General features: G+C 46.6%; 17 protein-coding genes. 6 read left to right on the top strand and 11 right to left on the bottom strand.

Annotated features, from left to right (window positions below):
- Window positions 1-24: 24 nt before the first annotated feature.
- From HMPREF2626_RS08995 to HMPREF2626_RS08975, 5 genes are all read right to left on the bottom strand, one after another.
- Window positions 25-801, bottom strand: a complete 777-nt coding sequence (locus HMPREF2626_RS08995; protein ID WP_070620314.1) for a glycerophosphodiester phosphodiesterase — start codon at window positions 799-801, stop codon at window positions 25-27.
- A gap of 20 nt (window positions 802-821) precedes the next feature.
- Window positions 822-1,940 carry an ABC transporter ATP-binding protein gene (locus tag HMPREF2626_RS08990; RefSeq protein WP_070620311.1) on the bottom strand — a complete coding sequence of 373 codons (1,119 nt, stop codon included), beginning with the start codon at window positions 1,938-1,940 and terminating at the stop codon, window positions 822-824.
- Window positions 1,941-1,943: 3 nt separating this feature from the next.
- Window positions 1,944-2,822 carry a carbohydrate ABC transporter permease gene (locus HMPREF2626_RS08985; RefSeq protein ID WP_070620308.1) on the bottom strand — a complete coding sequence of 293 codons (879 nt, stop codon included), beginning with the start codon at window positions 2,820-2,822 and terminating at the stop codon, window positions 1,944-1,946.
- Entirely contained in the window at window positions 2,822-3,709 is an 888-nt protein-coding gene (locus HMPREF2626_RS08980; RefSeq protein WP_246818949.1) for a carbohydrate ABC transporter permease, read from the bottom strand. Before HMPREF2626_RS08980 ends, HMPREF2626_RS08985 begins: the two co-directional genes overlap by 1 nt.
- 76 nt (window positions 3,710-3,785) lie before the next feature.
- Complete coding sequence (locus tag HMPREF2626_RS08975; protein WP_070620305.1) at window positions 3,786-5,141, bottom strand: ABC transporter substrate-binding protein; 1,356 nt, start codon at window positions 5,139-5,141, stop codon at window positions 3,786-3,788.
- Window positions 5,142-5,342: 201 nt separating this feature from the next.
- Between HMPREF2626_RS08975 and HMPREF2626_RS08970 the strand changes: the two genes are divergently transcribed.
- From HMPREF2626_RS08970 to HMPREF2626_RS08960, 3 genes are all read left to right on the top strand, one after another.
- Window positions 5,343-6,890, top strand: coding sequence for a Ppx/GppA family phosphatase (locus tag HMPREF2626_RS08970; RefSeq protein ID WP_070620303.1), 1,548 nt, complete (start codon window positions 5,343-5,345; stop codon window positions 6,888-6,890).
- Window positions 6,891-6,918: 28 nt separating this feature from the next.
- Complete coding sequence (locus HMPREF2626_RS08965; protein WP_070620300.1) at window positions 6,919-9,060, top strand: RNA degradosome polyphosphate kinase; 2,142 nt, start codon at window positions 6,919-6,921, stop codon at window positions 9,058-9,060.
- An 87-nt stretch (window positions 9,061-9,147) separates the two neighbouring features.
- Window positions 9,148-10,776: an ABC-F family ATP-binding cassette domain-containing protein gene (locus HMPREF2626_RS08960; protein ID WP_070620297.1), complete on the top strand. Its 1,629-nt coding sequence runs from the start codon at window positions 9,148-9,150 to the stop codon at window positions 10,774-10,776.
- A gap of 42 nt (window positions 10,777-10,818) precedes the next feature.
- Here HMPREF2626_RS08960 and coaA read toward each other — a convergent pair whose 3' ends face one another.
- The 3 genes from coaA to HMPREF2626_RS08945 all read right to left on the bottom strand — a co-directional run bounded on the left by coaA (window position 10,819) and on the right by HMPREF2626_RS08945 (window position 13,778).
- The gene (coaA, locus tag HMPREF2626_RS08955; RefSeq protein WP_070620293.1) at window positions 10,819-11,754 is read right to left on the bottom strand and encodes a type I pantothenate kinase; all 936 of its coding nucleotides are present in this window, start codon (window positions 11,752-11,754) and stop codon (window positions 10,819-10,821) included.
- A gap of 12 nt (window positions 11,755-11,766) precedes the next feature.
- Window positions 11,767-12,498, bottom strand: coding sequence for an acyl-[acyl-carrier-protein] thioesterase (locus tag HMPREF2626_RS08950; protein ID WP_070620290.1), 732 nt, complete (start codon window positions 12,496-12,498; stop codon window positions 11,767-11,769).
- 101 nt (window positions 12,499-12,599) lie between these two features.
- The gene (locus tag HMPREF2626_RS08945) at window positions 12,600-13,778 is read right to left on the bottom strand and encodes a GTPase (protein WP_070620287.1); all 1,179 of its coding nucleotides are present in this window, start codon (window positions 13,776-13,778) and stop codon (window positions 12,600-12,602) included.
- A gap of 77 nt (window positions 13,779-13,855) precedes the next feature.
- Here HMPREF2626_RS08945 and HMPREF2626_RS08940 point away from each other — a divergent pair, with 77 nt between their 5' ends.
- The 3 genes from HMPREF2626_RS08940 to rnjA all read left to right on the top strand — a co-directional run bounded on the left by HMPREF2626_RS08940 (window position 13,856) and on the right by rnjA (window position 16,555).
- Entirely contained in the window at window positions 13,856-14,530 is a 675-nt protein-coding gene (locus HMPREF2626_RS08940; protein WP_141744620.1) for a PAQR family membrane homeostasis protein TrhA, read from the top strand.
- 133 nt (window positions 14,531-14,663) lie between these two features.
- Window positions 14,664-14,882: a DNA-dependent RNA polymerase subunit epsilon gene (locus tag HMPREF2626_RS08935; protein WP_070620280.1), complete on the top strand. Its 219-nt coding sequence runs from the start codon at window positions 14,664-14,666 to the stop codon at window positions 14,880-14,882.
- Window positions 14,882-16,555 (top strand): ribonuclease J1, encoded by a 1,674-nt coding sequence (gene rnjA, locus HMPREF2626_RS08930; protein WP_070620277.1) that lies wholly within the window; start codon window positions 14,882-14,884, stop codon window positions 16,553-16,555. Before HMPREF2626_RS08935 ends, rnjA begins: the two co-directional genes overlap by 1 nt.
- A 192-nt stretch (window positions 16,556-16,747) precedes the next feature.
- Here the strand turns inward: rnjA and HMPREF2626_RS08925 are convergent, their stop codons facing one another.
- From HMPREF2626_RS08925 to HMPREF2626_RS08915, 3 genes are read right to left on the bottom strand one after another with little or no spacing between them, the layout of a single operon-like run.
- Window positions 16,748-17,392, bottom strand: coding sequence for a response regulator transcription factor (locus HMPREF2626_RS08925; RefSeq protein ID WP_070620274.1), 645 nt, complete (start codon window positions 17,390-17,392; stop codon window positions 16,748-16,750).
- Window positions 17,393-18,442, bottom strand: a complete 1,050-nt coding sequence (locus HMPREF2626_RS08920) for a sensor histidine kinase (RefSeq protein ID WP_070620270.1) — start codon at window positions 18,440-18,442, stop codon at window positions 17,393-17,395.
- Window positions 18,439-19,155: a LiaF domain-containing protein gene (locus HMPREF2626_RS08915; protein WP_070620267.1), complete on the bottom strand. Its 717-nt coding sequence runs from the start codon at window positions 19,153-19,155 to the stop codon at window positions 18,439-18,441. The genes HMPREF2626_RS08920 and HMPREF2626_RS08915 overlap by 4 nt, the downstream gene beginning before the upstream one ends.
- Window positions 19,156-19,316 lie beyond the last annotated feature (161 nt).

Raw genomic sequence — 19,316 nt, 5'->3', positions numbered from 1 at the left:
AGCGAGTTACAGATATAGTATGCGTTAGCTGGTTAAGGCCTGATCGACTTTTGTCACACTCTCAATCTCGAGCTTACGATCTTTCAGATATGCCTTTAGACTGATGGGGTCATTGGTGATGAGGCCATTGATTCCTTTATCCATCAAGCTTTCCGTTAAATCGAGGTCATCCACCGTCCAAACATTTACCTTGATGTCCCTAGCCAAGAGATCCTCCAGCATGGCCTCATTAATAGCGAAGAAATGGGGATGGTAATAGTCAGCCCCATGTTCCTGGCAGTAGCGGCCGGGCGAAATAATGCTGTTGACTTCAAGGAAGGCGCAAGATAAGTCTGGTGCTAGGTCTCTCACCTGCTGGATGCTGTAATGGTTGAAAGAGGAAATAAGCACACGGGCCCCACACTGATACTTTTGGACCAAGTCGACCACTTTTTGAGCCAGGCCAGGATATGGGTATTGGTTGGTCTTTAGCTCAATGTTAAGGAGCATATCATTGCCTTGCAGCCACTGGAGGACTTCCTCCAAAGTGGGAATCTGCAGGTCTTCGCTAGGGCCAACTGAGGCGAAACCATAAGAAAAGTCAAAGCTTTTGAGCTCAGCCAAACTGTAATCCATGATCCGGCCGCTTCCATTAGAGGTTCGGTCGATGGTCTCATCGTGGCAGACCACAACTTGACCATCCCGGCTTAACTGGACGTCCAGTTCTATACCATCCGCCCCAGCAGCGTGAGCTTCTCTAAAAGCGAGTATGGTATTTTCTGGGAATTTGGAACTGTAGCCTCTATGCGCTAATATTTGCATATTTACCTCCTCGATTATTTTTAAAAACGCTTGGGAGCTAAGAGTGATTCGCCTGTTTCCTTATCAAATAAGACAATTTGGCTCAAGTCCAAGCCCACATAGATATCCGTATCATATGGAATATGGATGGGCGGGTTAAAACGGGCCGTGCATTCTTGGTCGGCTTCGTGGAAGTCAAAGTAAACATAGGTGTCTGACCCGACTTGCTCCACATTATTGGCGTGAACATGGATAACATTCGATCCTTCGCGACTCTCTGCATGATAGAGATTTTCAGGACGGATACCAATCAAAATATCCCGGCCATCTGCTTCAACCAAGAGACGTTCTTTTAAGTCGTCTGTTAACATGAAGCATTCATTAGCGCTCTGCATAGCTGGTCCTTGGTCAGTAGAAACCAAACGAGCATTGATCATGTTCATCTGCGGACTCCCGATAAACTCAGCCACAAAACGGTTGACAGGATTGCGATAAAGATTGTCTGGCGTATCAAATTGTTCAATCCGCCCCTGATTGAGGACAGCAATCCGCGTCCCCATGGTCATAGCCTCCGTCTGGTCGTGGGTCACATAGATAAAAGTGGTCCCTAACTCGCGGTGGAGTCGAACAATTTCTGAACGCATGCTTACTCGCAATTTGGCATCTAAGTTAGAGAGGGGCTCATCAAGCAAGAAGACTTTTGGCTTTCTCACCATGGCCCGGCCCAGAGCAACCCGCTGTCTTTGTCCACCTGATAGAGCAGCCGGCTTACGGTCGAGAAATGGCGTTAACTGCAGAACTTCAGCGACTTCTTCTACTCGTTTATAGCGGTCTTCCTTGGAAACGCCCTTCATCTTCATGGCAAAGGCCATATTATCCCGCACATTCATATGAGGATAGAGGGCATAAGATTGGAAAACCATAGCGATATCCCGGTCCTTGGCCGGCACATTATTGACCAGGTCATCCCCAATATAGAGCTCACCTTCCGAGATATCTTCCAAGCCTGCGATCATACGCAGGGTGGTCGACTTCCCGCAACCGGAAGGCCCTACTAATACAATAAATTCCTTGTCGGCAATATCCATATCAATATTATGGATGGCCTTATAACCATCTTTGTAAATTTTTCCGACTTTATTTAAAACTACTTTAGCCATTTTCTACCCCTTTACTGCACCTTGTGTTAAACCTTTTACCATATTCCGTTGGCCGAAGATAAAGATAGCCAAACTTGGTAGCATACAAATTACAACTCCAGCAACCATGAGCACCATGGACTGGGAATCAACACTGTTGAGCATGCCAATCCCAACTTGAACCGTCCGCGCCTGGTCATTATTGGTCACTAGGAGTGGCCACATGTACATATTCCAACCCGATAGGAAAGATTGGACGGCCATGGCGCCAATTGTTGGCTTCAATAACGGCGTCATAATGGTGAACAGGAAACGGATATCAGAGCAGCCATCGATCTTAGCTGCCTCGTAAATTTCATAAGGGAAGTTCTCCAAGGCTTGGCAGCACAAGAAAATATTGAAGGCTGAAACCATATAAGGAACGATGAGAACAACTAAGGTATCATTCCAACCCCAAGAAGATACCATCAAGAATTGGGAAATAATCACTGCCTCACCTGGAATCATCATGGTCGATAGGATGAGGGCATAGATAATCTTCTTGCCCTTAAATTCAATAAATTGGAAGGTGAAGCCAGCCAATAATGAGGTAACAATCTGCGAAACTGTGATGGCTAGGGAAACAATGAGGGAGTTTTTGATATAAGTGGCAATTGGTGCCATGGAGAAAACATCAACAAAGTTAGTGAAAGTAATTTCTTGAGGAATGAGGATGCTTTCTGGATTATAGAGTTCACTAGCTGGTTTGATAGCCATTAAGAAGGCATAGATCAGGGGAAACATCACGAAGAGCCACATGATCACATTTAAGATTAAGAGCCACCAGCGATTCTTGGATTTACCCCGCGGTGGATTAGCTTGTTCTTTCTTTAGGCTTTTGTCTTGACTGAGTACGGATTCCATTAATGATCTAGCCCCTTTCTGACTCTAAACATGATAAAGGTGAGTAGCATAACGATGAGGAATAAGATAACCGACTCCGCTGAAGCAAAACCGTAGCGGTAGTTCATGAAGGCATTGCGGTAGATATCATAGACAATCACGTTAGTCGCTTCACCAGGTCCACCCTTGGTCAAGATATTGATTTGTCCGAAACCTTGGAAGGCATTAATAATATTGGTGACCAGAACGAAAAACATGGTTGGTTTCAGGGACGGAAGGGTAATATTGGTAAACTGTTGGAAAGAGTTGGCCCCATCAATCGAAGCCGATTCGTAGAGGCTATCATCAATACTAGCCAAGCCCGAACTAAAGTATAAGAAGTTCATCCCGCTATTCAACCAGCCGGTCAAAACACCGACTGCGATCAGGGCCAGTGTAGGATCGGTCAGCCAGTTAACCGACATGTTAAAGGCCTGGTTGATAATCCCAATCGAAGGATTCAACATGACCTGGAAGATCATGGCCATCCCTGCCGAAGCAATAGCCATGGGCATGGCATAAGAAGTTGAGAAGAACTTCAAGCCAGGGAAAGTTTTTTGACAGAGCAAGGCGGTCGCGAAGCCGATAACCACCCCTGTCGCTACCACAATCAGTACAAATTTAAGGGTTACAATGATAGAGTTCCAAAAACTAGGGCTTTGAAACAATTCAATGTAATTATCAAATAAAATAAATTCTGTGCTCCGTCCCATCCCGTCCGTTAAGAAACCGCTCCGGACGATGGTTTGGATAAAGGGCCAGAACATAAAGAGCACTAAGATTAAAATGGCTGGAATGAGGTAGGTATAACCTTGCAGCTTCTTCCAGCTGCTCTTTTCTTTTTTAACCATAGGAATTTTTGCTTCCAATCCGATCTCTCCTTCTAAAAGAATAAATAGCTGAGAGATAGCACCCAGCTATTTATGGCATCATCGAGTTGTTGATTTATTTGTTAACCTTGTTGTAGTTTTCAAGGGCAGAATTGGTTTGGTCAGCCATCCGTTTCACCACATCAGCTGGTGCATCTGACCCATTGAGCAGAGTTTCTAGCTCAGCTTCATAGATTTGACGAGCTTCTTGGTTAACCCCTGAAATAGCCCCTTGGTCGGATGGTTCAGAATTGTGTAATTGGTTAATAGCTGTTTCAAATTGCGGGAATTCTTCCAAGTTCTTCTTGAACTCTTCTTCTTCGTGGGAATTTAAGTTAACAGGGAAGTAACCTGTTGCTGCATTCCACTTAGCTTGGACTTTAGGTGATACCAGGTATTCGATGAACTTCCAAGTCGCATCTTTCTTAGCATCATCTCCAGAGTCGATCATCCAGAGGGAAGCCCCACCGATCGATACCCCTTGGTCATCTTCTTCTGTCAAACCTGGATAATAAGCCGTTCCAACTTCGAAGCGGTCATTCACTTCGGTCAAGATTTGACGGAGGTTGGCGGTTGAGCCAACGGTCATTGCCGCTTGGCCTGAAACAAATTCAGGTTGGCCACCTTCGCGGCCTACATTTGGCATATAGCCCTTCTCTTCGCCTTCATTCCACATCTCGAGGACACGTTCCATCGAGCCGTTGTCATCGAAAACTACTTCCGTTGGTGCGGATTCCCGACCGTTGCCGTTGTTGAACATATCTTCGCCCATCTTATTAATCCATTGTTCAATATACCAACCATAAACCCCAACAGAGATAGGCATGGTAACGCCATCTTGTTCAGTTAGTTTATCTGCATTCTCAAAGATTTCTTCCATGTTAGAAGGTGCTTCGGACATGCCAGCTTGTTCAAGGACATCCTTGTTGTAGTATAAGATCGGCGTGGATGAGTTAAAAGGCATGGAATGGAGCTTGTCATCCAAGGTATAGTAAGCTAAAAGGTTAGGTTCTAATTGACTTAGGTCAAAGTTGTTCTTGTCAACATATTCTTGAACAGGAACCGTTAGCCCTGAATCAATCATAAAGGCTGTCCCCTGCTCAAACACTTGCACCAGGTCTGCCCCTACCGCTTCACCAGAAGCAGAAGATCTTAACTTGGTCAAGGTTTCATCATAGGTCCCTTGGTACTGGGCATTAACGAAGACTTCATCTTGGGAATTGTTAAAGTCTGCCACTAACTCATCTAGGGCTTTCCCTGTTTCCCCGCCCATGCCGTGCCAGAAAACAAGTTCAGTCTTGCCTTCGCTGTCAGCAGAATTGGCTTGACCAGAATCTGTACTGCCAGCGTCGCCAGAATTACCGCAACCGGCTAAAAGCAAGCTGAGTCCGGATAAAATCACGGTTGATTTCAATAATTGGTTAAGTTTCATTTTATTTTTTCCTCCAAAGATTTATTTAAGCTATCTGTATTGTAACCATCCATTATTAATTCAATGTAAATTCAGCGTAAATTTTACATGAATATGTAAAAAATGTGTAAATCCTCCCTGCTTTTTACTACAGACTTTCCACAGTCTCCGTTATACTAGGACTAGACAGTGAAAAAAGTCTAGAAACGGAGTGACCCTATCATGAAAGAAAGAATTGGCCTCGTCGACATCGGTTCCAATACCATCCGTCTGATTGTGGTGGATATTGACGACCATTTTGGCCTGCATGAAATTCAAAATATTAAGATCCCAGCTCGTCTTTACCATCACTTAGATGAAGAAAATATCATGGACCAAGCCGGGATCGACCTACTCTGCCAAATCCTCGATAACTTCGCCCATGAATCCCAAATCCTTAAGGCTAACAAGCTTCTCCCCAAGGCCACCGCAGCCATCCGCCAGTCCAAAAACTACCAGGAAATTTTGGATACGGTCAAAGAGCGCACAGGCATCACGATCGATATCGTCTCCGGTGACAAGGAAGCCTACTACGGCTACAACGCCATCATCCACACCATGTCCGACCATGATGCGCTAACCATCGATATCGGCGGGGGGTCAACTGAAATTACCTATTTCAAAAACAAAGAAATTCAAGCTTCTCATTCCTTCCCTTTCGGAGCGGTCTCCCTAACGGAAAAATTCTTTGCTGACAAGGACCATGACGATAAGTCCGCCATCAAAAAAGCCCGCAAATTTGTACGCAAACAATTTGCCGACTTTGACTTTATTAAAGAAGCCCAGCTCCCCATTATTGCTGTGGGGGGGTCAGCCCGTAACGTCACCCGGGTCCACCAACTCCAGAACGACTACCCTCTGGCCGGTATCCATAATTATCAGATGTCTGAAGAAGACCTCGAAGACACCCTGGACCTCTTTCTCTCCTTGTCCGATAAAGAACTGCGTAAATTGGACGGACTCTCAACCGACCGAGCAGATATCATCACCCCAGCTTGCCTGGTCTTTAGCGAATTGATGGCCTGTGTCCAAGCCCCCTGCTTTAAATTTAGTCAATACGGCTTGCGCGAAGGCATCCTCTATGAATATATTGAAGACCACTACCCTGCCCCCTACGATATCTTCCATATCCAGAGACAGACCATTGAGGGCTTAACCAACACCTATCACTTCTCCATGGCAGACCACGCCCAACGCGTGGATATCGTCCGCCAAGTCTATACCTGCCTCAGCCAGCAGGAATTCTTGGACTGGAATGACCAAGAGAAACGCCTGCTCATCTATGGTGCCTACCTCTATTTCTGCGGCCGCTTTATCGAAAGAGGGGCCGCCTCCCAACACACCTTTTACCTGCTATCCAACTCCAATATGAATGGTTTCGACCACAAAGAGCGGGTGGCTATTAGCCTCATTGCTTCCTATAAAAATAAAACACTTTTTAAACAATACAGCGAAGAATTCCAAGACCTCTTCACAGAAGACGAATTAGATCGGATCCAAGCAATGGGCGGTTTAATCAAGTTTTCAGAGTCGCTCAATGACTCACACTTCAATATTATAAGTTCAGTTGATATGATTATTCAAAATGATACATTAATTTTACGTATTTTTTACAATGGTACGTTAATATCAGAAGTGTACCGTGCGGAAGATCAGAAGAAACATATTGAGCGGATTATTGACCGCGATATCCAGCTCGATTTTATTCCGACGACTGCGCATAATCTATAAGTTTTAAACTTAGGAAGGGTTGTAAACTATGACTGAAGACAAAGCGAAAGATATTAAGAATCCGGACTACTATGACAACCGGGAAGTTTCCTGGCTATCCTTTAACTACCGGGTCCTTCAAGAAGCAGCGGACAAAAGAAATCCTCTGCTTGAACGTTTAGGCTTTTTAGCCATCGGCAGCTCCAATCTCGATGAATTTATGATGGTTCGGGTAGCTGGCTTACAAGACCAGTCCCACATGCAGGGCGACACCCGGGACTCGAAGAAACATTGGACTCCTGACCAACAGCTTGACGCCATTGCCAAGGCCAACCGAGAAAATGTGGACTACCAATACAAACTCTTGGACCGCTTAACCCAAATTTGTGCTAAAAACCAGATCCACTTCAGTCCGGTAGATAGTCTAGAAGATAAAGAAATTGACCAAGTCAAGCAATACTTTAACGAACAAATTTTCCCTGGCTTGACCCCTCTAGGCATCGATGCCTATCGCCCATTTCCCAATTTAAATAACAAGGTCAGCAACTTGTTCGTTAACCTGCATAGTGACCAAGGCGAAGAGATTGCCATCGTACCGATTCCCCAGCTCTTGGACCGCTACTACCATTTTGAAAAGCAGGGCCAGCACTACCTGGTTGACCTCCACGATATCGTCCAATATTTTATCGGCGAACTCTTTCCTGGCTACCAGGTGCTAAACAGCTTCTACTTCAGAGTGACCCGGAACGCTGACCTGGAATTACATGAAGAAGGGGCCCAGGACCTCTTAGTCGTCATCGAAGACTATCTTAAGAAGCGTCGCAATGGAATCGCTGTACGGATTGAATTCGACCAACGCCAAGTGGATCCTGAGAGCTTCCACCAAAATGTAGCCTTCCTCATGGATGAGCTCCAACTCCAGGACCGCGATGCTTACTTCTTGAACGGTCCCCTCGACTTAACTGGTCTCAACGAAGCGGTCGACCTCTTAGAAGATACTTTCCCAGAAATGACCTTCAAAGACTTCAGCCCCGTCTACCCACCTGAACTGGAACATGAAGGTCTCTTCGATTATATTGAAAAAAAAGACCTCTTCCTCCACCACCCCTATGATTCCTTCGACCCGATTGTCGAATTTATCTCCCAGGCAGCTGATGATCCAGCGACCATCGCTATTAAGATGACCCTCTACCGGGTATCCAGCGACTCGCCTATTGTCAAGGCACTCAAACGAGCTGCCGAGAATGGCAAGCAGGTCACCGTCCTAGTCGAACTTAAGGCCCGCTTCGACGAAGAAAATAACGTCCAATGGGCCAAGGTTCTCGAAGAAGCTGGCTGCCATGTCATCTATGGGAAGTCCCACCTCAAGACCCACAGTAAGATTTCCCTCGTTGTTAAGCGCCAAGGCAAGCAACTCAAGCGCTATGTCCACCTTGGAACAGGTAACTACAATGATAAGACGGCCCGGGGCTATACCGATATGGGCGTGCTCACCACCAATCCTGAAATTGGTGAAGATGCCACCAACTTCTTCAACTATCTGAGCGGCTATGCGGAACAACCCGACTACCACCACCTCCATGTATCACCTTTCGATATTCGCGATTCTTATATTGAAGATATAAATGACGAAATCGAAATGCATAAGAAATATGGGAATGGTAAGATCATCGCTAAGATGAATTCACTCACTAGCTTGGATATTATCCGTAAGCTCTATGAAGCCAGCCAGGCCGGTGTCCAAGTTGACCTCATCATTCGCGGCATCTGCTGCCTGATCCCAGGCATTCCCGGCCTTTCCGACAACATCCGGGTCATCTCTGTCGTTGGGCGCTTCCTCGAGCACAGCCGGATTTACTACTTCCATAATAACGGCCAAGAGAAGCTCTTCTTGTCTTCAGCGGACATGATGACCCGTAATATGATCCGCCGGGTTGAGATTGAATTTCCGATCCTGGATCCTTCCATCCACAATGAAATCATGAACATCCTCAAGGTCTATTTTGCTGATAATACCAAGGCTCGCTACAAGCTCCCCGACTCTTCCTATGCCTATGTCCAAAACGATAAAGCAGAAGTCTCTGCCCAAGAAGAGTTCATGAAAAAGGCCCTGGCCAAGAAAAACAGCCAAGGCCCTAGCCAAGCCAAGAAAAGATGGTTCCAGCGCTTACCCTTCTCCTTTAGAAAATAGGGAAATAAGCAGTAAGTATTGATTTCCTGCTCTCTTTCATGTAATATTCGAGAGAAACAATAAATTAAAAAGCGAGGTAAAGCATCCATGTTAACTGTCAGCAATGTCAGTTTGCATTTCTCAGATCGCAAACTTTACGACAATGTGAATTTAAAATTTACCCCCGGTAACTGCTACGGCATTATTGGGGCCAACGGAGCAGGTAAATCAACTTTTCTTAAAATCCTATCCGGTGAAATCCAACCCTCAACTGGCCAAGTCAACTTAGACCCTGATGAACGCCTATCGGTCCTCAGCCAGAACCACTTTGGCTTTGAAGATTATACCGTGATCGATACAGTGATCATGGGGAACAAGGAACTTTACGAGATCAAAAATGAAAAAGATGCCATCTATGCTAAGGCTGATTTCACCGAAGCAGACGGCATCCGTGCCGGCGAATTGGAAGCTCAATTCGCTGAAATGAATGGCTGGGAAGCCGAATCTGAAGCGGCCCAATTGCTCACCGGTCTCGGTATTGAAGAAGCCGTCCACAACCAATTAATGAGCGAATTGGACGAAAAAGATAAGGTCAAGGTCTTACTGGCCCAAGCCCTCTTCGGCAACCCCGATGTCTTACTTTTGGATGAGCCGACTAATGGTTTGGATGCCGCATCCATTGAATGGCTTGCCGACTACCTGATCGACTATGAGAATACTGTGATCGTTGTTTCCCACGACCGCTACTTCCTCAACCGGGTCTGTACCCATATTTGCGATGTGGACTTTGGACGGATCCAGCTCTATGTCGGTAACTACGACTTCTGGAAGCAATCTTCTGAATTAGCCGCTAAATTGCAGGCCGATGCCAATGCTAAAAAAGAAGAAAAAGTCAAAGAACTCAAGGAATTCATTGCCCGCTTCTCTGCCAACGCCTCCAAGTCCAAACAGGCAACTTCACGGAAGAAGATGCTGGATAAGATTGAACTCGACGACATCCGTCCTTCTAGCCGTAAGTATCCTTTTGTCGGCTTTGAACCTGAGCGCGAAATTGGTAACGACGTCCTCACTGTTGAAGGGCTGTCTAAAACGATCGATGGGGTCAAGGTTCTCGATAACATCACCTTCAATCTCAAAAACGATGACAAGGTCGCCTTCGTGAGCCGCAACGACGCTTCCGTTACCGCCCTCTTCAAGATTATCATGGGCGAGATGGAGCCTGATTCTGGTAGCTATAAATGGGGCGTTACTACCTCCCAAGCCTACCTACCACGGGACAGTTCTAGCGAGTTCGATGGCCGTCAAGACACTATCTTAGAGTGGCTCTGGCAGTATGCCAAGACCCCTGAGGAGCAGGATAATACTTTCCTGCGCAGCTTCCTCGGCCGGATGCTCTTCTCCGGCGACGATGTCAATAAGCAAGTCAATGTCTTATCTGGTGGGGAAAAGGTTCGCTGCCTACTCTCTAAGCTCATGCTTTCTAAGGCCAATGTTCTGGTCATGGATGATCCAACCAACCACTTAGACTTGGAATCCATCACCAGCCTCAACGAAGGGCTCATCCGCTTCAAGGGCGTCCTTCTCTTCAGCTCCCACGACCGGGAATTTCTTTCTACTATTGCCAACCGTGTCATCCACGTCAGCGGCAATGGTATGGTAGACCGTATCGACACGGGCTACGAAGATTATCTCAATAATCCAGATACCCAAGAACGCGTCGAACAACTTTATAACTAACAAAAAAGCGTGAAATCATGAGCTCGTGATTTCACGCTTTTTCTAATACTTTTTCATCCAAAGTTGGTCGATATAATGGTTGTCCCGCTTGTGGATTACCATATCCGCCCGGTTGCGAGTTGGTAGGATGTATTCATTTAAATTGACCAGATTAATCTCTTGCCAGATCCGCTTGGCTTCTGCCATGGCCTGGTCTTCCGCCATCTGACTATAACGGTAATGGTGGTTATCAGGATTCTCTGCTGCCTTATGCATGAGCATCTTGAAACGCTCATAGTACCAGCGCTCAATACAGGTCGTATCCGCATCCACATAGATCGATAGGTCTGCAAAATCGCCCACAAAGACTTGCTCCTTATCATCCAATTGGAGTACATTGATGCCTTCAACTATCAAGATATTGGGATTCTTCAAGATCTGCTTAGCCCCCTCGACAATATCATAATTCTCATGGGAATAAACAGGAAAGGCAATGTTCCGTTTATTGTTCTTCACATCCGTCAGAAATTGCAGAAGTTTGGGCATGTCATAGCTTTCGGGGAAGCCCTTGCGGTTAAGAATACCGCGTTTAATCAATTCCTCATTGGGATAAAGAAAACCATCAGTCGTGACTAAGTCCACATTTAAATCAGGGAAGGCCTGGGATAAAAAGAGCCGCAAGAGACGGGCGGTGGTTGACTTGCCGACCGCTACCGAACCTGAAATGGCAATCATAAAGGGTGGGATCTCGGCTTCAATTCCTAGGAAGTGGTTGCGCCGCCGCTGCAAACGGCTGTAATTGTCGCGGTAAATGGCAATTAATTGGGTCAGGGGCTCATAGACTTCCATGGCATCTGTTACCGATAATTCATCATTGAGGGAGATAATCTTTCTCAATTGTTTCTCCGTTAAATGAATTTCAATCGAGGGGTGAACTCGTTCCCGGTAGTCTCGCCACTGGACGCGGTCAATAATATGATAGGTTTCTGCTTCAATCAAAACAATTCTCCTTTAGTTTCCATCTCGTAAAAGCCAGCTCACATGGATCCGCGCACAGGAATTTTCTCCCATGAGAATCTGGTGCCAGCTCTGGGCTGGTGTCCCCTCTTCTTCAATTCGACTAGCCAGCTGATAGTCTTGGCCCAGGCCTATTTCATGGTCATAACTGATATCGAAGGTCTGGACGCGGTGATCGGCTATGAAAGTCCCCGGAACTTGGTTAAGGACCCAGCTAAGGTAGACCGAATTATTCACATGCTGGTTGGCATCAATTTCGCTATAGTGAACCCTTGCTTCTGACAAGCTATCAACTTGCTTTAATGTCTTTTTAAAACGGTAGGGACGTTCAGCCTTTTCACCAGTATTTTCTGCTTGGAGTTGGTCAGGAATCCGGACAATCTTACGCGCGGATAAGTCCATCAAGCTAAACTGGGACTGGCCCGAGACTACGACCTGACCGTCTGAATCATAGAAGCGGTAATAGCGGTAGATAAAGAAACGGTTGACCTCAATAATCCCTGTCTCTACTCGGACCTTATCGCCCAAGCGGGGGAGATGTTGGCAAGCAAAATGATGGTTCAAGACAATCCAATTATAACCTGCTGGAGTCAGGTCAGAAGGCCAATCATATTCCTGGTTAGCCACTAATTGGAAAACCAAGTCTACCATCCCCTTCATGGTCAGGTCTCCATAGGCATCACAAAAAAGTTCAGTCAAAACAAATTCCTTGCTATAGGCTGCCATCCAAATTCCCACTTTCCAACGTAATCTTCATCTAATTTTACAATACTGTCATCATACCAAAAAATTTAAAGTCTGCCTAGACCTAGGCGCTAAAGAAAAGGCTAGTCCTTGTGCTCTTTTTTCTCTTTTTCCTGTTCATTGCGGATAGCTTGATAGTCAGGATCCTTCTTGCCCCGTTTAAGGCGTGCCCTAAATTCGGACTGCATCAGCTTGCGGATACTCTTAGCCGATAGCTTCTCATTGCGGACATCGTGCTCAGCGATAACGCGAAGAACAGAAATATAGGACATAGCTAGGGCAGTGGTCACAATAGAGGCCGTTGCTCCAGAGATTGCTCCACCGGCTAGGCTACCCAAGCCTGGAATGAGCTTAAAGATATTGCCCACCAGGGTCCGGCCCAAGAAAGTCGCTCCCGTAGTGCCCCCCACTGCCCCAATCAGGCCCACTAAAGTCTGGTGTTCCAAAGAAACGCCAAAAATAGCGGTAATATGAGCAAGCATGGAGATCTGAAGGGGGACGATTAAAGCTGCGTCTGCGAAAGGAATGGGGGTAAAGCCCACACCAAATGTTGAAATAATATAGCGGCGCGCCCAACGTCGCGCCAGACGTGCTTTGCGGTCGAGATCTCCCTGTTGGGCATTGTTAAAAGCATCCTGAACATCATGGGGAATGACAGCCAGGGTTTGCTCAATCAAGTGGTCTAAGCCGTAAGCTTCCACCGTGTAGTCTGGGCTCACCGGATAATCCTTGGCCATGATCGGGACCACCGCTTGAACCTTTAAGTTCAGATTTTCCAAGTATTTTTTGAAGTCTTGGGCAGGTTGACCGATCGCCTGGGTTAAAACTAGAATAACCGGCATCTTCTCAGCTAGACCCTGGATAAAGTCCTTCTCCATAGGCTCAATTCGCGACGAGGAGGCGTTAATGCAGTAATAGGCGCAGTGCATGGTCTCGCCCTTGGCCTCCAATTGATCCAAACATTCATTGATCTCCCGTGCCACTTGGTCTTGGATGGCTGCGTCCAATTCCAAGCCTCTTGTATCATAGAGGACGAGGGGCAGGTTATCCTTGGTAATCTGGCGCAAATGCTTAGTAATCGGCTCGCCAATCCCTGTTTCTACTAAGCGTTCGCGAAAGACCCGGTTAATAAGGGTTGATTTTCCCACTCCTGTCTTACCAACGACTAAGATATGGATGGGTTTCATTTTTTTGATTTCATCTTGGGTCTGCTGGGTTAATTCCTCAATCAAAGAGAGGTCAACAGCTGATGCTTTCTTCATAGAATCCTCCTTGGTCATCATTAGAATGTTTATATAGATATGATATAATATGATTAAAAATGATAGGATGTGTTAACGTGCCCAGCCAACAAAATATCTTTAAGGATCCCGAAATTCTGCAATCCAAGTCTTACCAGGTCACGAATGAGGTCTTCTGCGCCGTTAGTCACGGCATCGGGCTCATTTTGGCCATTATCGCTTGCGTCAGCCTGTCGATCAAGGCTGTGCGCTTAGACAGCTCCCTCCACCTCTTGGCCTATCTTAATTTTACACTGGCTATGTGTATGCTTTATTTTAACTCAACTCTCTACCATAGTCTAAAATTTACCCGCGTCGCCCCACTTTTTCGCGTCTTTGACCATTGTTCCATCTATTTATTGATTGCTGGTTCTTATGCCCCCTACTGCCTCCTAGTCCTCCCAGCTGGGATCGGTTGGCCCATCTTTATCCTAGAATGGCTGATTGCAGCCCTCGGCATCTTCCTCTCATTAAAGGCTAGCGAGCGCTTTAAACGCTGGGAGACCTGGACCTATATCGCCATGGGCTGGTTGGTTATCTTTACCCTAAAGCCGCTGATCGATCATCTTCCTCTGCCTGGGCTCATCTGGACCCTTATCGGCGGTATTGCCTACACTCTGGGCACCTACTTCTACATCAAAGATGACCAAATCGCCTACTACCATGTGGCCTGGCATCTCTTCGTTATGGTCGGCAGCGCCTGCTTCTTCATTGCCATCTTATCTTATACTTAAGGGCTTTTTTCCAAAAAAGGGCCATTCTTTAGCATTCTTGGCTTAGAATATGTTAAAATATTAAAGTGGTAGAGAAGAGATTCTCCAAATTATAAATAAAGATACATAAATATCAATTGAAAGAAGGAAGACTATGATTTATAAAGTTTTTTACCAAGAAACAAAAACTGAAGTGCCAACGCGCGAACATACGCAGTCACTTTACATCGATGCTGAATCGGTCACTGAAGTACGCCGTATCCTCGATGAAAAAACCCCTTACCATGTTGAGCACATTCAATTATTAGATGACGCTCACTTAGCCTATGAGCAAAAGAGTGACCGTTTCGAATTGACGGAGTTTGCTGATTAATGAAATTGAAAATTAAAAACCATGAAACTGCTGTTTTCGCCATTGGGGGTTTAGGCGAAATCGGTAAGAATATGTATTGTATCCAATTCCAAGATGAAATCATCGTCCTCGATGCAGGCGTTATGTTCCCAGAAGATGACCTGCTCGGAATTGACTATGTGATTTCAGATTATTCCTATCTGATTGAAAATAAAGACAAGATCAAGGGCGTCTTCATCACCCATGGCCACGAAGACCATATTGGTGGGGTGCCCTTCTTGCTCAAGCAAGTCAATGTGCCAATCTATGCCGGGGCCCTTTCCCTGGCTCTGATCCGGGGTAAATTGGAAGAACACCACTTGCTCCGTGACGCTGAGCTCCATGAAGTGGATGAAGATAGTGTCATCAAGTTCCGCAAAACCCAGGTCAGTTTTGCCCGGGTAACCCACTCTATTCCGGATGCCATGGCCATCTGTGTCAAGACACCTTCCGGTAATATTGTCTTCACTGGGGACTACAAGTTTGACTTTACTCCGACCGGTAAGAAGGCAGACCTGCACAAGTTAGCCCGCCTAGGTGATGAAGGGGTCCTCTGCTTACTCGGTGACTCCACCAACTCCGAAATTACTGGCTTCACCAAGTCAGAACGGGTCGTTAGTAGCGCCTTAAAAGATATCATCGATAAAATCGAAGGCCGGATTATTTTTGCCAGCTTTGCTTCAAATATCTCCCGGCTTTCGGAAGCCATCGACATTGCCATCGCCAACAACCGCAAAGTGGCCGTCTTCGGCCGGTCCATGGAAAATGCCGTGCGCAATGCCCAAGAAATTGGCTACTTCGACCTACCAAAAGGTGTCTTAATCGATGGTAAGGACATTAACAAGTATCCAAGCAACGAAGTCATGATCATGTGTACTGGGTCTCAGGGTGAACCCATGGCGGCCTTGAGCCGGATTGCGAACGGCACCCATCGGCAGATCTCCATCCAAGATGGGGACACTGTCATCTTCTCTTCCTCCCCGATTCCAGGGAACACGACTAGTGTTAACCGCGTGATTAACAAATTGTTAGAAGCCGGAGCAGAAGTGGTCCACGGTAAGATTAACAATGTCCACACCTCCGGCCACGGCTCGCAAGAAGAACAGAAGCTCATGCTGAGCCTCTTGAAGCCTAAATACTTCATGCCGGTCCACGGAGAATACCGTATGCTCTCCATCCAAGCTGATACAGCTGTCAGCCTAGGTATCCCACGGGAGAACACCTTCATCATGGACAACGGTGATGTCCTCGCTCTGACTGAAAATTCAGCGCGCCGGGCGGGTCATATCCCTGCCAATGATGTTTATGTTGACGGCAAGGGCATCGGCGATATCGGCAATATTGTCCTCAGAGACCGCCATAAGTTGTCAGAAGATGGCCTAGTCCTAGTGGTTGTCAGCATCGACTTCGAAACCAACCAATTACTAGCTGGCCCAGCCATCGTCTCCCGCGGCTTCATCTACATGCGTGAATCCGAAGACCTGATCAGCGACGCCCAACGTGTCATCCAGACCGCCGTTATCGGTCACTTAAATTCAGGCAACAAAGTCAACGAAAAAATCCTACGCGACAGCATACAAAACTCACTCCAACCCTTCCTATACAAACGGACCAAACGCAACCCGCTCATCATGTCCGTCGTCATGTCCGTTTAAAATAAGGGTGTGAGGGCGCGCGATTAGAAGTGGACCTCTGGAGCAAAGCGGCAGAGAAGACTACAAGTCTTCGGCGGCGCTTTGTGAAGAGGAGCCAGTTCTGCGCGACCGAACCCAACTAAAAGGGTGTGAGGGCTGGCGTTTAATCTTATACATAAGGCATAAAAAAGGAGTAAGTCTTCAGCTGAAGGCTTACTCCTTTTCTTCTTTGACGAGACCATGTTTAAAGGCATAGATAGTAGCTTGAGTCCGATCAGAAACTTCTAATTTAGACAAAATATTAGAGACATGGGTCTTGACCGTTTTTAATGTAATAAACAAGAGATCAGCAATTTCCTGGTTGGACCTGCCTTCAGCAATTAGAGCTAAGACTTCCAATTCGCGCCGGGTGAGGTCATCGTGTAAGTGGCGCTCCTGGGCCTTGTGCTTATCTTCTTGCATCTTCTCAGACACAGCCTGGGTCATGACTTCCTGTCCGGCTATCACTTGGCGAATGGCTTGAGCAATTTCCTGGGCAGAGGATGTCTTCAAAATGTAGCCCTTAGCCCCTGCTTCCATGGCGGGATACAATTTATCATCATCTAAGAAGCTCGTTACCATCAGGATCCGAGCTTCTGGCCAGTCAGCTAAGATAGCCTGGGTAGCCTCGATGCCATCCATTTCATCCATAACAACATCCATTAAGATAAGGTCTGGTCGGAGGTCTAGGGCCTTATCATAGGCTTCCTGTCCGTTAACTGCCTCGCCTATGACCTCAATGTCTTCCTGGATAGCCAGATACGAGGCCACCCCTAAGCGAACCATCTCATGGTCATCTACAATTAATACTTTAATCATCTAAGTCGTCCTCTTTCTATTCTGGTCTAGGGCAATTTGGATCCGTACTTGGGTCCCCTGCCCCTCCTGGCTAATCATCTGTAGCTCGCCTGCTAGCTGGTCTACCCGTTCGCGGATGTGTTGGAGGCCATAGCCCCCTCGCTGTTCTGCTCCTTGCTTAAAGCCTCGCCCATTATCCCTAAAGACTAAATAGAGCCGGTCTTGCCGGGTAAAGAGCTGGCACTCAATCTCCGTCGCTTGGGCATGGCGCAAGCTATTGGATAAGAGTTCTTGGACAATGCGGAAGAGATTATTCTCAATTTCTTTATCCAAGTCCCCCACATCGAAGCGGGTCACAAAATGAATGGCCAACTTGCCTTCTAATTCATCAAAGAGATGCTGGATCCCCTGGGCCAGGGACCGTTTTTCTAAGGCAATGGGTCGCAGATGGAGTAGGAGGGCCCGCAATTCATTTTGGGCATTTTGAGCTAGATTGGCAATCTTCTGTCGGAGGTCAGCTTCTGGCCCTGTCTGTTGGTCAGAAACTTGGTCCAAGGTGGCCAGGAGCATGGTCATTGCGAAGAGTTCCTGGCTCACCGAATCGTGGAGTTCCCTGGCCACACGCTGGCGCTCAGCCTGGATAATATCTGCCTCAGATTTGCCTGTACTGGCCTGGTCTAACTGCAGGTGCAAGTTTTGCCTTTCCAAGCGTCCCGCCTGAATTCTTGTCTTTAAATGGTCTAGCCTAGCCAAGAGCTTAGGGCTCAGATAGAGATTTTCCTTCAAATTCAAACGGTCCAGCTGGTGGATATTGCCTTGGCTGAGCTGGTCGAGGTAATGAAGCAAGAGTTCCTCATCCCGAAAGATTAAACTATACAAGCACAAGGATAAAACCAAAGCTAAAAAGCTGGGCAATAAGAGAAAGGCCAGGCCGAGTGGGAGGTCCTGCCAAGTCCATTGGAAGGGAGGCAACCAGCCGAGTTCAAAGCAAAAATACAGGGTCAGAGCAAACAAGGCATAGCTAAAGATTAAGCAGACCATAAAAATGGAAAACAAACGCCGCCATTTCATAGGAAAACCACCTCAACTTCCCCCCAGAACTGGGTCAAGTCAATAATCAATTCCCGGTCCTCATCCAAGTGGTCGCCTGTACGAAGCGACAAGCGCTGGTTGTTTAGGCAATAGGTCTGTCCTTGCCAGGTCAAGCGTGTTCGATAGGCCTGGATATTCAGTTGGCAGGCCTGGGCTTGGGGAACGACTAATTTTATCCGACCGTGGAGCTGGCTAACCGCCAACCACTGCTTGCCCTTAACTGGCAACTTCTCAGTCAGATCAATAAAACGGTAGGCGTGGAGAGAATAATCATGGAAGCTATTCCAGTCATAAGTCTTGACCGGTACCGTCTTGAATCCAAGCCAGTCATCCAATTGAAAGAAAGTACCTCGGTCTTGGCCTAGCCCTTCTTCACCCTGGACTACTTGAAAGTCAGTAGTATCTCCTTTCTCTTTTTGCCAAAGCTGGATAGCTAGGATCACACCACCTAGAGATAGGATCAGCCAAAAATGGGGCAGCTGAAAAAGGCTCAGACAAAGGATTAACACTGCCAGAAAGAATAAAGGCAAGCGAATATAGGCTGGCCAGGTCTTCCCTGCCGGGGCCAGTGTGAACAGTCCAAGCAAGCCAATCGCTATGAAAAAGACTAGGAAGAGCCCTAGCGCTTGTGAAAAATCATAAAGAACGAAGCCTAAAATAAGCAAGGCCAGTAATTGGCAAATAAACTTCAAAACCATCCCTCCTTTCCTACTATTATAACAAATCCTCAGACTAATGAATAAAAAAGCTGGAACAAAAAGTCCCAGCTTCAATAAATTATTATACAATGTTTTGTTGCAAAATAGGATTAAAACCTACAGTCGGGTTCGGTCGCGCAGAACTGGCTCCTCTT

The organism is Aerococcus sp. HMSC062A02 (assembly GCF_001809535.1).
Taxonomy (GTDB): Bacteria; Bacillota; Bacilli; order Lactobacillales; family Aerococcaceae; genus Aerococcus.
The sequence above is the reverse complement of the archived record's forward strand: the minus strand, read 5'-3'. Positions and strand labels throughout refer to the sequence as shown.